Source organism: Pseudomonas moraviensis, from assembly GCF_900105805.1.
Lineage (GTDB): Bacteria > Pseudomonadota > Gammaproteobacteria > Pseudomonadales > Pseudomonadaceae > Aquipseudomonas > Aquipseudomonas moraviensis_A.
Genome location: NZ_LT629788.1, coordinates 2,652,082 through 2,665,715 on the forward strand (window position 1 = coordinate 2,652,082; position 13,634 = coordinate 2,665,715).

Below are 13,634 nucleotides of genomic sequence, written 5' to 3' on the forward strand. Positions count from 1 at the left end.
TCGGTTTCAGCGATATTCGGTGAACACGCCGGACAGCGGCGCGGTCGATTCGCGCAGGACAATGCTGGGAGTCACGATGCGTTGCTCGGTACCTGAATCAGGCGCAGCAATTCTTCGCAAGAGCACTTCGGCAGCCATTTCGCCGAGTTGCAGGATCGACTGGCCGACCGTGGTCAGCGCCGGATAGACATAACGACTCATTTGAATGTCATCGAAGCCGATCACCGATAACTCGGCCGGCACCCGCACGTTACGTTCGGCCGCTGCACGCAGCACACCGATGCCAATCATGTCGTTACCGGCAAAAATCGCACTCGGCGGATTGCTTTCAAGCAGCCGTGCGGCGGCGTTGTAACCACCGGTGCTGGTGAAATCGCTTTCGAGCATGCGCTCTTCGCGCACCTCGATTCCCGCCTCTTGCAGCGCCCGGCAATAACCGGCCTGACGCATTTGCGCCACGCTGGTGCTCGCCGGACCGCCGATGGTGGCGATGTCGCGATGCCCCAACTCAAGCAGGTGGCGCGTCGCCAGATAAGCGCCGTATTCGTGATCGATGCGCACCAGATCGGCATTCACACCCTCCAGGCCACGGTCGACGATCACCATCGGCGTCTTCACGCCCGCCAGCCCTTCTGCCAGACCGCTGTCACCGCCGGCGGAGGCAACGATCAAGCCGTCGATGCGCTTTTCCAGCAACACGCGCAAATAACTGCGCTGCTTTTCCGGGTTGTCGTCGGAGTTGCAGAGGATCACGCAGTAGCCATTACGCTCGCAATAATCCTCGATTCCCCGCGCCAATTCGGCGAAGTACGGGTTGAGGCTGTTGGGCACCAGCAGGCCGATGGTCGCCGTGGTTTTGGCTTTCAGCGAGCGCGCCACGGCACTGGGTACGTAGTCGAGGCTCTTGATCGCCGCCTCCACTTTGCGCCGCACTTCCTGACTCACCGGGCGGGTGTTGTTTACCACGTGCGACACGGTCGTGTAGGAAATGCCCGCGAGTGCCGCTACATCCTTGATCGTTGCCATGGTTCAGCCCCGGCGACTGGCGCGTTGACTGCGATAGGTGTCGAGCACCACGGCGATGACGATCACCGCACCGGTAATAATGCGCTTGGTCGGCTCCGTCGCACCAATCTGTGCGAGTCCGGCAGCGAGGACGGAAATGATCAACACGCCAAAGAAAGTGCTGACCACCGAACCGCGACCACCCATCAGGCTGGTGCCGCCGATGACCACGGCCGCGATCACTTGCAGCTCCAGGCCCGAACCTGCGTTCGGGTCAGCCGCTTCCAGACGCGAAATCTGAAACAGCGCAGCGATGCCCGCCAGCAAACCCATCAGGCTGAACACCAGAATCTTGTAGGGCTTGGGATTGATCCCGGCCAGACGCACCGCTTCTTCGTTGGTGCCGATGCCGATCAGGTAGCGACCGAAAACGGTGCGGGTCAAAACCGCCTGCGCGATGAAAATCACCAGCAAAGCGATGATGAACGAGGGGGAAATACCGAACGCGATCGGATTCGACAGCCAGGCAAACGCATCACCAATGTAAGCGGTACGCGAGCCGGTCATCTGATAGGCCACACCGCGGGCCATCTCCAGCACGCCGAGGGAGACGATGAACGACGGAATCCGCCAGGCCACGGTGATCGAGCCCGTGATGGTCCCGGCCAGAGCCGCTACCGCCATGCCGAGCAGGGCTGCCGGTAAAACGCTCCAGCCCCAACCGAGAATCGCAACGCTGACCGTAGATGCAGCCAGCGCCAGCACCGAGCCAACCGACAGGTCGATGCCGCCGATGATCAGCACGAAGGTCATGCCCACTGCCAGCACCATCAGGTCGGGAATCTGGTTGGCCAGGGTGCTGAACGTGTTGTACGAGAGGAAATGGCTGCTCAGGACCGAGAACAGCGCAATCATCGCCAGCAAGGCACCGGCCAGGCCCAGGTAAGTACCCAGGCCGAAAAAATTGCCACTACGTTTACTGGTAGAGGATGCAGTTTTCATGGGAGATCCCTAGGCGCTGCTTCGTTGAGCAACGCATCACGTTTTTGGTAGCCGGCGAATGCGGCGGCAAGCAAATCATCCTGGGTCCAGCTGTCGCGCTCGAAGGTGTCGATCAGGCGCCCCGCCGAGAGCACGCCGATCCGGTCGCAGATCAACATCAACTCGCGCAAGTCACTGGATACCACGACCAGCGCTTTGCCCTGACGGGTCAGTTCGCCGAGCAAACCGTAAATGTCGAACTTGGCGCCGACGTCGATACCGCGAGTCGGCTCGTCGAACAGCAGCACTGAGCAGTCGCGTTCCAGCCAGCGGCCGATCACGACCTTCTGCTGATTGCCGCCCGACAGTTCCGAGACCAATTGCGTCGGGCTCGAACTGCGGATGCGCATGGCCTCGATCTGACGCTGCGCCAGAGAGATTTCGTCGCCGTCATTGATGAACCCGCCACTGGATATTTCCGGCATGTTGCCCAAGGCAATGTTGGCGCTGATCGATTGACTGAGCAGCAGCCCTTCGCCCTTGCGATCCTCGGTGATCAGGGCAATGCCATTGCGCACGGCATCCACTGGCGAGCGAACACTCACAACTTTGGCCGGGGAGCCGAGCGCGATGGTTCCGCTGTCAGCCGTGTCGGCACCGAAGATCAGCCGCAGCAATTCCGTGCGCCCTGCCCCGATCAACCCGGAAATGCCGTAAATCTCCCCGGCACGCACTTCGAAGGAGACGTCGAGGACTTTGTCCGAACGCGTCAGGCCGGTGACCGTCAACGCCGGAGCACCGATCTTGCGCGGCCCCATGTCGATGTGTTCGCCCAGTTCGCGACCGACCATCAAGGTGACCAGTTGCTCGCTGTTGTAGTTGGCCATCGGCTCGACGCAGACCAGATTGCCGTCACGCAGCACAGCAATGCGCTGTGCAACGCGCGCCAGTTCTTCGAGGCGGTGGGAAATATAAATGATGGAAACGCCACGGGCCTGCAATCGGGTGATCTGCTCGAAGAGCATTTCGACTTCGCGCGCCGTGAGCATCGCGGTCGGCTCATCGAGGATCAGCACGTGGCAGTCGCCGATCAGGTTGCGCGCGATTTCGACCATCTGCTGGTGACCGATACCGAGTTCGCCGACCAGCGTGTCCGGATCGATCGCATCAAGGCCGACCTGCGCCATGGCTTCGATCGCCGCCTTGCGCAATTGCTTGCGGCTGATCCAGCCAGCGCTGCTCGGCAGATTATCCAGAAAGAGGTTTTCCGCAACCGACAGCGTCGGCAACAGATTGAGTTCTTGCATGACCATGCGCACGCCAAGCTCTTCAGCCTGGGTACGGCTGCCCGGACGGTAGTCCTTGCCCTGGAATTGCATCTGGCCAGTGGTGGGCGTGACCAGACCACCAATGATTTTCGACAGGGTACTTTTGCCGGCACCATTTTCGCCGGTCAGCGCCAGTACTTCACCGCGCATCAGCGTCAGATCGATGCCGGTGAGCACCGGTTGCGCATAGGTCTTGCCGATACCGCTGACCGAGAGGACAGCGTTCGGAGCGGAAACTGACATAGGAATCTCCACGCGCTCGCCCGGACGGACGAGCGCCGTTGTATCGCCAGATGACTTACTTGGTGACCAGCTCGACCGGTGTTTCGATCACGCCGTTGGCACCGCTGTCGACTTTTTCGCCCTTGATGATCTTCAGCGCGGTTTCGATGCCGAACACGGCTTGCTTGGCAGCAAACTGGTCAGCCGTAGCCAGCACGCGACCGTCCTTGAGCATTGGCTTGATCGCGTTGATGTTGTCGTAACCGACGACCTGAACCTGGCCCGCCTTGCCGGCGGCACGGACCGCGGAAACGGCGCCGACCGCCATGCTGTCGTTACCGGCCAGCAGCGCTTTGACGTCCGGGTATTCGCTGAGGATCGAAGCCGCAACCTTGTTGCCCTTGTCGATCTCCCAATCACCGGATTGCAGCGAGACCACTTTGATCTGCGCGGCTTCCATCGCGTCCTTGAAACCGGCCGTGCGCGCCTGCGCGTTGGTGGTGGTGGACACGCCTTCGATGATACCGACCTGGTCGCCCGCCTTCAGTTGTTTGGCCAGGTATTCGCCAACCAGACGCGCACCCTTGCGATTGTCCGGCCCTACGAACGGCACGGTGATGTTTTTGCTTTTTACCACGGCGGGATCGAGCTGATTGTCGATGTTGATTACGGTGATACCGGCGTCTACAGCCTTCTTGATCACCGGCACCATGGCTTTGGAGTCAGAAGGCGCGATCACCAGTGCGTTCACCTTGGCCAGGATCATTTGTTCGACGATGCGGGTCTGCCCGGCAGTGTCGGTTTCGTCCTTGATTCCGTTGGAAATCAGATCGAAATCGGCGGAGTGTTCTTTCTGATAGGCCTTGGCGCCGTCTTCCATGGTCAGGAAGAATTCATTGGCCAGGGATTTCATGACCAACGCGACCTTGGGTTTTTCCGCAGATTCGGCGAACGCCGAAGAGACAGGTAGTGCAGCGGCGGTAGTAGCCAGCATAGCGACAGCAAGAAGACGTGCGGCGAAGGGCAGCTTCATGGGTTCACTCCGATCTTATGATTATTGTGAGCAACGTTTGCGCTGACGTAAGCTACGTCACGGCCGTGTACATCAGCCCTGTTGAAGCCGCGCAAACGTTTGCGTAGACCGAACTATGAGAATCCCGCCGACTTTTGTCAACAATCAGAAATCGTCATTTGTTGTAGGGCGAATCGCTGACTCGCCCCTACGACACATTACGCGGTGGTGTTGACCAGGCCACCACTGGCGCCCTTGGACATTTCCTTGACCAGTGCACCGGCGACTTCCGTCATTGCCGCGCTGGTCTGCGCGATCTGCCCCTGAATGGACATGATGGCCTGGGACTTGGCTTCGGGCGTTGGATAACTCGCAGCCTGCGCTGCGGCCAATTGCTGCTGCTGTTCCTGAAGCTGCTTCTGCAACTCCTGCATGCGCTTGAGCAACGTCTTGACGGTGACGCTCTGGTTGCCGCCGCTCTCGGTTTTGCTCTCTTGCTGTACAGGACCGCCACCGGTTCTGACCTGATTTGTTTCGGTCTTCTCGGTACCTAGCGCCTGCGCCGCTGCCTCATTGGTCGCGTCGTTCAGGGTGTTGATCGTCGCTGCAGTTTTACCGCCGATGGTGACTGCAGCGGGATTGGCAAAACCGACCGTCAGTGACATGTGAACTCCTAAGATTTGGTTTCCTTGAGGACGCATCGGCCTGAGAGCACATTTCTTTAGCGGGTATTTGCTATTCAGCAGGCGTTAAGCGATTGCCTATCGGTGAGCCGAACACGAATCCGTCCGTCGTTCGGAATCCCGGATGGAACAGTCCGCAAGAACATTCCGTCTCTCGACAAATATTGATTTAAATCATCGGGTTAAACATTTTCCGCGGGCACATTACCCATGGTATGAATCCTGCTCCCTTCCCTGCACCTCGAGCATTCAGATCGGCTTGGGGCGCATCTAGATGAACCTGCATCAGCACCGTCTCACGACTAGAGAGAAAAATAATGAAATCTGCTTTCAATACCTTGGTTCCGGGCGCATTGGCCCTACTACTGCTCCTGCCCACTGCCCTTCAGGCAAAAGAAGTCGAAACCCAGACCAAACTGGCCAACGTCGTTGTCCTCGCTACGGGCGGCACGATCGCCGGCGCCGGTGCGAGCGCCGCAAACAGCGCCACCTATCAGGCAGCGAAAGTCGGTATCGAACAACTGATCGCCGGCATTCCCGAGTTGAGCAAACTGGCTAACGTGCGTGGCGAACAAGTCATGCAGATCGCATCGGAAAGCATCACCAACGACAACCTGCTGCAATTGGGCCGTCGCGTTTCCGAACTGGCGGACAGCAAGGACGTCGACGGCATCGTCATTACCCACGGCACCGACACTCTGGAAGAAACCGCGTACTTCCTGAACCTCGTCGAGAAGACCGACAAGCCAATCATCGTCGTCGGCTCGATGCGTCCGGGCACCGCGATGTCGGCAGACGGCATGCTCAACCTGTACAACGCTGTAGCCGTGGCGAGCAGCAAGGAAGCGCACGGCAAAGGCGTGCTGGTCACCATGAACGACGAGATCCAGTCCGGTCGCGACGTCAGCAAGATGATCAACATCAAGACCGAAGCATTCAAAAGTGCCTGGGGCCCGCTGGGCATGGTCGTCGAAGGAAAATCCTACTGGTTCCGCCTGCCGGCCAAGCGTCACACCATGGATTCGGAATTCGATATCAAGAACATCAAGAGCCTGCCTGACGTCGAAATCGCCTACTCCTACGGCAACGTCAGCGATACCGCCTACAAGGCACTCGCCCAATCCGGTGCCAAAGCGATCATCCACGCCGGCACGGGCAACGGTTCGGTATCCTCTCGCGTGGTCCCTTCCCTGCAAGCCTTGCGCAAGGATGGCGTGCAGATCATTCGTTCGTCCCATGTCAATGCCGGCGGTTTTGTCCTGCGAAACGCCGAACAGCCTGACGACAAATATGACTGGGTTGTCGCTCACGACCTGAACCCGCAAAAAGCCCGCATCCTGGCGATGGTCGCACTGACCAAGACCAACGACAGCAAAGAACTGCAGCGGATGTTCTGGGAATATTGATTGACCTTCGCCTGATCAGCTCTCGATCAGGCAATTGCTCACCACCTGCCGGACTTGGCGGGTGGTGGCTCCCTCACACGCTTCAAGCATTCTTCCCACAAAAAACTCGACGAGCCTTACACCAAACCCGGAAACCTGCTGTCAGAGGATTTTCTTGAATTTTAAGCAGTTGCGAAATCGCTTACAGTTAAATACTGTATGCACGTACAGCTTAATAAGGATAACCTCGTGGCCACCTCTCCTGCTGCTCCTGACGCCTACGAACGCATGGGTATGCGCGTTCAGAAAATCATCAATTCCCCTACCGCACAAAAAGCCAAAGCCGCACTGATTTTCCGTTTGCCGGATGAGCCGATGGATGACTGGGAGCGTTTGCTCGAGGAAATCGACGAGAACGACAACGTTACCCTCGCCTATCGCGATGACGGTGGCGTGCAGATTTTTTGGGTTGTGCCGAAGGAAGATTGATTCAATGAGTGTCCGCTGTGTTGCTTTGCTGTTGTTATTTTTTGCCGTGGGCGCCCAGGCTGGCGCCCCACGCACCTTTTCGGAAGCCAAGAAAGCGGCGTGGAAACTATACGCACCGCAGTCCACGGAGTTTTACTGCGGCTGCAAGTACACCGGCAACAAGGTCGATCTGAAAGCTTGCGGTTACGTGCCGCGCAAGAACGCCAAGCGTGCATCGAGAATCGAATGGGAGCACATCGTGCCGGCCTGGCAGATCGGTCACCAGCGACAATGCTGGCAGCAAGGCGGACGCAAGAATTGCACACGCTACGACCTGGTTTATCAAAAGGCCGAAGCTGATTTACACAATCTGGTGCCGAGCATTGGAGAGGTAAACGGTGACCGCAGCAACTTCAGCTATGGCTGGTTGCCGGTACAGTCCGGCCAGTACGGATCCTGCCTGACCCAGGTCGATTTCAAGGCGAAGAAGGTCATGCCCCGCCCTTCGATTCGCGGCATGATCGCCCGCACCTATTTTTATATGAGCAAACAATACGGACTGCGATTGTCGAAGCAGGATCGGCAGTTGTACGAGGCGTGGGACAAGACTTACCCGGTGCAGGACTGGGAGCGTCAGCGCAACCAGAGCGTGGCGTGCGTGATGGGGCGCGGCAATGAATTCGTCGGCTCGGTAAATCTGAAAGCCTGCGGCTGATCGTAGCGCGAACAAAAAAGGCCTCGAGCGTTATGCTCGAGGCCTTTTTCATGTCCGGCGTTTTACCTGGGTTGAAAGCGCTTCGCTTATGGCGTGAGCGGATGCTCAATCACCACCGATTCAATATTTTGTTTCTTGGCTTTTACCAACGCTGCATCCACCTGCACCTTGCGCGCCTCGGCCTCGGCCTGAGAGTTGAACGGACCGATCAGGATTCGTGTTTTACCGCTGCCATCCTTGACGACCGTCGGAACGAAAGCGTGCTCGATCAACCAGCCGCTCAGGTCACTGACGGCCTGAGGCGTTTCGCCACGCACTTCAAGATCCCACTGTGGCGCGGCAGCCGCCGGCGCAGTTGCAACCTTCGTCTCGGGCTTCGGCGCATCTACATTTTTGCCTTCACCGCAGCCTGCCAATGCCAGTGCCGCTACCAGCCAAACCAATTTGCGCACAACGCTGTCCTCGGAATTCGTAAAGCGGCGATCTTATCATTCATAAATACTTCGCGAGCCCCGCAAAATGGGCACAAAACAACGAGAATGATGATTGCAGCCTCTGTATAGTTACGCCCTGGGAATTAATGCCGCATCTGCGCGTCAGAAAGAGGCACCCAAACCGTGAGACTTCGCACTAATCTATAGATACCACCGACCTCTGCACTGTCTGAATCAGGTGCCCTACAAAGCAATCAAGGAGAAGACCATGCTGATACTCACCCGCAAAGTCGGTGAAAGCATAAACATTGGTGATGACATCACGATCACCATCCTCGGAGTCAGCGGCCAACAGGTTCGCATCGGCATCAACGCTCCGAAAAACGTGGCAGTGCACCGTGAAGAAATTTACCAACGCATCCAGGCTGGCCTGACCGCTCCGGACAAGCCGCAAACACCCTGAGCCACACTGCATCACGTAGCCAGTCCCTTTGCCGCCGCGCAAGACTGGCTAAAGATTCACGCGCCGTTTAGCCATCCGCATTTACCCCCGCTGGGCACGGCGCCTGAAGCATGCTGACTGTCTTGATTTGCCCCCTCTAACTCCCTTGCGCCGATATTACCTTTCACCCCTGGAGCTGGCTGTCGGACGTTTCCGATACAGAGCGGAGAATTTCGCCCTCTAAGCGAATATCACCCCACGAGCCATGCCTGTGGCCGCGACCATCATCAAAACCAGAAGCAGCGCTTCAACGTGACTGATTCGCGCGTACAACCTCGCCCGTCCGGTATCAAGCGCTGCACCGCGCGAGGATGCGATGCGCCATTTGATCAGGGTGATCATCGGTGCAAGCTCCATGAGAAGGATCAGCACAAACAGCGTCATCTTCAGATGAAACAGCGGCTGATGCAGGTAATAGTCAGAGCCCTTCTCGTAACCGCCAAACGCACGCATCCCGCCCGTGACCAGCAGTGTCAAAGCCGCAAGTCCCCACAGGTTATCCGCGAGCAGAACCCGCTTGACGTGTTCATTACCCGCCGCGAGCTGGCTGAAGGCTCTGCCGCGCGTCAGCACCGCCCAGACAGCCAGGGCAAACGCGAATAGATGAACAGCCGCAAGAACCCACTGACTCAGCATCGACGCACTCCCTTACAAAGAGTTGAATATCGGCCAGTCAGTAGTAGACGAAAAAGCGGGGCCTCGCCTGGAGGTCAGGGAGGGACAGGAGCCAAATGCCAAATCGCAGGCAAAAAAAATCCCAAGCAGCTGATGGAAGCTTGGGATTTAAAAATGCATAAACCGTGGTGGTGAACGCGGGATGGATGTTACTTAAATTCACAATCACCAACAAGGTTTTTTCGATAGCCGGTTGCAGGAAAAAAGCTGTAAGCCTTTAAATATGCAGGCGTTTTTCCACGACGGATCGGAAGCGGAGCGCACCAGAATGGCGCTTGATCGTTTTGCGGAAACACTAATGAGTGCAGAACTGAACAAAGCGGGGCGAAAATTACCAGGAAGAAGCGTTACGCAAATCCCAGACAACAAAAAAGGGCCCACCTTTCGGTGAGCCCTTCCAGACCGCCCAGCAGAGCGGATTTTGTTTGGTAGGCGCGATTGGACTCGAACCAACGACCCCCACCATGTCAAGGTGGTGCTCTAACCAACTGAGCTACGTGCCTGCTGTGAGGCGGCATTCTACGGAATTTCGGAGGGGTGTCAACACCTTTTTTTCACCTAACCCTATGAATATGCAAAATATTTAATTTCAGCTTAGCAACGAAGACTTTCCGGTGGCTGGCGGAGGTTTTTCAACTCGGGTAGGATCGACGCACTCGTAAAATATATTAAACAGAGGCGGCAGGATGGCGAACACCCAATACCCAGAGTCTTATTACGCCGCGTCGGCCAATGCCGTACCGCCACGTCCTGTGCTGCAGGATGATGTGGAGACGGACGTCTGTGTGATCGGTGCCGGGTATACCGGGCTGTCTTCCGCCTTGTTCCTGCTGGAGAACGGTTTTCGCGTAACTGTACTGGAAGCCGCCAAGGTCGGTTTCGGTGCCTCGGGGCGCAATGGTGGGCAGATCGTCAACAGCTACAGCCGCGACATTGATGTCATCGAGCGCACCGTCGGTCCCAGGCAAGCGCAACTGCTCGGTGAAATGGCCTTTGAAGGCGGCCGGATCATTCGCGAGCGCGTGGCGAAATACAACATCCAGTGCGACCTGAAGGACGGCGGTGTGTTCGCTGCCCTCTCCGCCAAACAGATGGGTCACCTTGAATCGCAGAAACGCCTGTGGGAACGCTTCGGACACACGCAGCTGGAGCTGATGGACCAACGCCGCATCCGCGAAGTCGTCGGTTGCGATCAATACGTTGGTGGCATGCTCGATATGAGTGGCGGCCACATCCATCCGCTGAATCTGGCGCTCGGTGAAGCGGCGGCGGTCGAGTCTCTCGGCGGCACCATCTACGAGCAATCTCCCGCCGTGCGCATCGAGCGCGGCGCCAATCCGGTTGTGCATACGCCGCAAGGCAAGGTCAGGGCCAGGTTCATCATCGTTGCCGGCAATGCCTACCTCGGTAATCTGGTGCCGGAACTGGCGGCCAAATCAATGCCATGTGGCACTCAGGTGATCACCACCGAGCCTTTGGGCGATGAGCTGGCGAAGGCGCTTTTGCCGCAGGATTACTGCGTGGAGGACTGCAACTATCTCCTCGACTACTATCGCCTGACCGCCGACAAGCGCTTGATCTTCGGCGGCGGCGTGGTTTATGGCGCTCGCGATCCGGCGAACATCGAGGCGATCATTCGCCCGAAGATGCTCAAGGCTTTCCCTCAACTCAAGAACGTCAAGATCGATTACGCCTGGACCGGCAACTTCCTGCTGACCCTGTCCCGCCTGCCGCAGGTCGGACGCTTGGGCAACAACATCTATTACTCGCAGGGTTGCAGCGGTCACGGTGTCACCTACACGCACTTAGCGGGCAAGGTCCTCGCCGAAGCGTTGCGCGGTCAGGCCGAGCGTTTCGATGCCTTTGCCGACCTGCCGCACTACCCTTTCCCCGGCGGGCAACTGCTGCGCACACCGTTTGCCGCGCTGGGCGCGTGGTACTACGGGCTGCGCGATAAATTCGGGATGTAAAAAAGGGCCGCGTAGTGCGGCCCTTTTCATTTACACACGGAACTCAGAGCTGATCCCGAGCAATTCCGCTGCGAATCCTCAGGATATCCGCGAGCACCGCCAAAGCGATTTCCGCCGGCGTCTTGCTGCCGAGGTTCAGGCCGATCGGCGCGTGAATCCGCGCCAGCTCCACCTCCCCCAGACCGCCAATGCGGCGTAAGCGCTCGAAGCGTTTCTGCGATGTTTGCAGAGACCCCATTACACCGATGTAGAACGCCTCGGTGCGCACCGCTTCCATCATCGCCAGATCGTCGATACGCGGATCGTGGGTGAGCGCCACCACCGCGGTGTCGCGATGACAGCCACCGTCGGCAATGAACACCGAAGGCAACTGCCGACGGATCTCCACGCCATTGAGCACCACACCTTCAAGCACTTCATCGCGCGGATCGCAGAGAATCACTTCGAAGCCGAGCCCTACCGCGAACTCGGCACAGGCCTGCGCCACACTGGAATAGCCAGCGAGCAACAAGCGCTGTGCTGCGCCGATACGAATGCGCACCCGGTCGATCTCACGCTCGATCCGCGCGCCCTGCTCACGGTCAGCAAACAGAGTACGCGCACCGCTGGTCAGATCGACTTCGCGAAGCAGACGACGCTGCCCCAGCAGCGCCGATTCCAGTTCACGCAGATGCGCCTGCACCTCGCAGTCGGCGTCAAGTTTCTCTACCAACACATCGAGAATGCCACCACAAGGCAGGCTGACCCGCGATCGTGGATCGTTGCCTTCGCCGTAGCGCACGACGCTGACCGCCTCGAGAAACGCACCTTCGGCGACGCGGTCAAGGAAATCCTCCTCGACGCAACCGCCCGACAGCGAGCCGATCCACTGCCCGCCGTCGTTCACCGCCAGCAGCGAACCCGGCGCGCGCGGTGCCGAGCCGTAAGTGCTCAGCACCGTGCACAGCCAGATCCGCTGCCCGGCCACCGACCATTCCAGCGCCCGGCGCACCACTTGCAGATCGAGATGCTGCATATCAGTGGGCCTTGTGCTCGACGCTCGGCGCGTCGGCTTGCAGCTTCTGCACTTCACTTACTGCCAGCTCAGCGCTCTGGCCGCCCCAGCCTTGACGCAGGTAGTTGAGCAGATCGGTCAATTGCTCAGGACTGAGCTTTTCAGCAAAACCCGGCATCGGCTGCATGTGCTCGAACCCGGAGAACTTCTGTTCGCCAATGCCATCTTCGATCACTCGCAACAGGTTACGCGGATCGTCCAGACGCAACGTGGTGTTACCGCGCATGGCCACTGCGATGTGCGGCTTGCCTTCACCGCCAGCGGCGTGACAACCGGCGCAGACGTTGAGGTATTCCTGACGGCCGCGCTGGGCACTCAGGCTGAGCTTGTCCAGCGGTACTTCGACGAGCTCTTTGGCTGCCGGCGGTTGTTCGCCAAGCAGGAACGTCGCCATTGCCGCCAGATCAGCATCGCTCAAACCCTGAGTGCTGTTGTGAAACACCGGGAACATTTCGTTGAACATCGTTCCTTGCGCGCTCATGCCGTGCTTGAGAAACGTGCTCAGATCCTGCTGATTCCAACCGCGCGCGGCCAGGTCAGTGGCCAACAGGCTCGGCGCCAGATAACCATTGAGGATGCCTCCGGTAATGCGCTTGTCCATTTGCATCGCGCCGGGCAGGCCGCGTGGCGTGTGACATTCACCGCAATGTCCGAGGACGTCGACCATATATTGGCCGCGCTTCCACGCCTCATTCTTGCCTACGGCGGGCTCAAGCTTGACGTCTTTGCCATAGAGCATGTTCCAGCCGGTCAGGCCCAGACGCACGTTGAACGGAAAGCTCAGGCTGGTTACCGGTGCTGCGCGTTCGATCGGCGCGATGGTTTTCAGATACGCGTGAATCGCATCGGAATCGGCGCGCGGCATCAGGTGGTACGAGGTGTACGGCATCGCTGGATAGAGATTGGCGCCGTCGCGACGCTTGCCTTCGGTCAAGGCAGCGAAGAACTCGTCATCGCTGTACAGGCCGATGCCGTGATCTTTGCTCGGGGTGATGTTGGTGCCGTAGATCGTGCCGAATGGCGAAACGATCGGCAGGCCGCCGGCATAGGGCGCGCCACCCGGTGCGGTGTGGCACGCCATGCAATCGGCGGCGCGAGCGAGGTATTCGCCGCGCTTGACCTGATCGTCGGCGTGGGCAAAAAACGCTGGTGCAGCGACGCCAACCGCTAGGGCCAAGCGGGTCAGTAAACGCTTCATGC

14 protein-coding genes and 1 tRNA gene are annotated in these 13,634 nt (G+C 58.5%); 5 read left to right on the forward strand and 10 right to left on the reverse strand.

Annotation, left to right across the window (positions count from 1 at the left end; translation table 11 throughout):
- Nucleotides 1–6: 6 nt before the first annotated feature.
- From BLU71_RS11845 to BLU71_RS11865, 5 genes are all read right to left on the reverse strand, one after another.
- The gene (locus BLU71_RS11845) at nt 7–1,026 is read right to left on the reverse strand and encodes a LacI family DNA-binding transcriptional regulator (protein WP_083353154.1); all 1,020 of its coding nucleotides are present in this window, start codon (nt 1,024–1,026) and stop codon (nt 7–9) included.
- Between the two features lie 3 nt (nt 1,027–1,029).
- Nucleotides 1,030–2,007 (reverse strand): ABC transporter permease, encoded by a 978-nt coding sequence (locus BLU71_RS11850; protein ID WP_083353155.1) that lies wholly within the window; start codon nt 2,005–2,007, stop codon nt 1,030–1,032.
- The gene (locus BLU71_RS11855; RefSeq protein ID WP_083353156.1) at nt 2,004–3,557 is read right to left on the reverse strand and encodes a sugar ABC transporter ATP-binding protein; all 1,554 of its coding nucleotides are present in this window, start codon (nt 3,555–3,557) and stop codon (nt 2,004–2,006) included. The genes BLU71_RS11850 and BLU71_RS11855 overlap by 4 nt, the downstream gene beginning before the upstream one ends.
- Before the next feature lie 55 nt (nt 3,558–3,612).
- Nucleotides 3,613–4,569, reverse strand: coding sequence for a sugar ABC transporter substrate-binding protein (locus BLU71_RS11860; protein ID WP_064363934.1), 957 nt, complete (start codon nt 4,567–4,569; stop codon nt 3,613–3,615).
- A 197-nt stretch (nt 4,570–4,766) separates the two neighbouring features.
- Nucleotides 4,767–5,213 carry a hypothetical protein gene (locus BLU71_RS11865; RefSeq protein WP_042609445.1) on the reverse strand — a complete coding sequence of 149 codons (447 nt, stop codon included), beginning with the start codon at nt 5,211–5,213 and terminating at the stop codon, nt 4,767–4,769.
- 335 nt (nt 5,214–5,548) lie between these two features.
- On the opposite strand from BLU71_RS11865, the gene BLU71_RS11870 reads away from it, so the two are divergent.
- The 3 genes from BLU71_RS11870 to BLU71_RS11880 all read left to right on the forward strand — a co-directional run bounded on the left by BLU71_RS11870 (nt 5,549) and on the right by BLU71_RS11880 (nt 7,799).
- A complete protein-coding gene (locus BLU71_RS11870) occupies nt 5,549–6,637 on the forward strand; it encodes an asparaginase (RefSeq protein ID WP_039762072.1) in 1,089 nt (362 codons plus the stop codon).
- Between the two features lie 198 nt (nt 6,638–6,835).
- Complete coding sequence (locus tag BLU71_RS11875; protein WP_016774035.1) at nt 6,836–7,105, forward strand: DUF1654 domain-containing protein; 270 nt, start codon at nt 6,836–6,838, stop codon at nt 7,103–7,105.
- Between the two features lie 4 nt (nt 7,106–7,109).
- Nucleotides 7,110–7,799, forward strand: coding sequence for an endonuclease (locus BLU71_RS11880; protein ID WP_083353157.1), 690 nt, complete (start codon nt 7,110–7,112; stop codon nt 7,797–7,799).
- An 86-nt stretch (nt 7,800–7,885) separates the two neighbouring features.
- Here the strand turns inward: BLU71_RS11880 and BLU71_RS11885 are convergent, their stop codons facing one another.
- Complete coding sequence (locus tag BLU71_RS11885) at nt 7,886–8,251, reverse strand: SPOR domain-containing protein (RefSeq protein ID WP_083353158.1); 366 nt, start codon at nt 8,249–8,251, stop codon at nt 7,886–7,888.
- 250 nt (nt 8,252–8,501) lie between these two features.
- Between BLU71_RS11885 and csrA the strand changes: the two genes are divergently transcribed.
- Nucleotides 8,502–8,696 (forward strand): carbon storage regulator CsrA, encoded by a 195-nt coding sequence (gene csrA / locus BLU71_RS11890; protein ID WP_003179932.1) that lies wholly within the window; start codon nt 8,502–8,504, stop codon nt 8,694–8,696.
- Nucleotides 8,697–8,915: 219 nt separating this feature from the next.
- Here csrA and BLU71_RS11895 read toward each other — a convergent pair whose 3' ends face one another.
- The gene (locus BLU71_RS11895) at nt 8,916–9,371 is read right to left on the reverse strand and encodes a DUF2214 family protein (RefSeq protein ID WP_065615022.1); all 456 of its coding nucleotides are present in this window, start codon (nt 9,369–9,371) and stop codon (nt 8,916–8,918) included.
- 465 nt (nt 9,372–9,836) lie between these two features.
- Nucleotides 9,837–9,913: transfer RNA gene (locus BLU71_RS11900), tRNA-Val, on the reverse strand.
- A gap of 183 nt (nt 9,914–10,096) precedes the next feature.
- On the opposite strand from BLU71_RS11900, the gene BLU71_RS11905 reads away from it, so the two are divergent.
- The gene (locus tag BLU71_RS11905; RefSeq protein ID WP_083353159.1) at nt 10,097–11,380 is read left to right on the forward strand and encodes an NAD(P)/FAD-dependent oxidoreductase; all 1,284 of its coding nucleotides are present in this window, start codon (nt 10,097–10,099) and stop codon (nt 11,378–11,380) included.
- A gap of 43 nt (nt 11,381–11,423) precedes the next feature.
- Here the strand turns inward: BLU71_RS11905 and BLU71_RS11910 are convergent, their stop codons facing one another.
- Nucleotides 11,424–12,395, reverse strand: coding sequence for an XdhC family protein (locus BLU71_RS11910; RefSeq protein ID WP_083353160.1), 972 nt, complete (start codon nt 12,393–12,395; stop codon nt 11,424–11,426).
- A 1-nt stretch (nt 12,396) separates the two neighbouring features.
- Nucleotides 12,397–13,632, reverse strand: coding sequence for a c-type cytochrome (locus tag BLU71_RS11915; protein ID WP_083353161.1), 1,236 nt, complete (start codon nt 13,630–13,632; stop codon nt 12,397–12,399).
- Between the last annotated feature and the right edge of the window lie 2 nt (nt 13,633–13,634).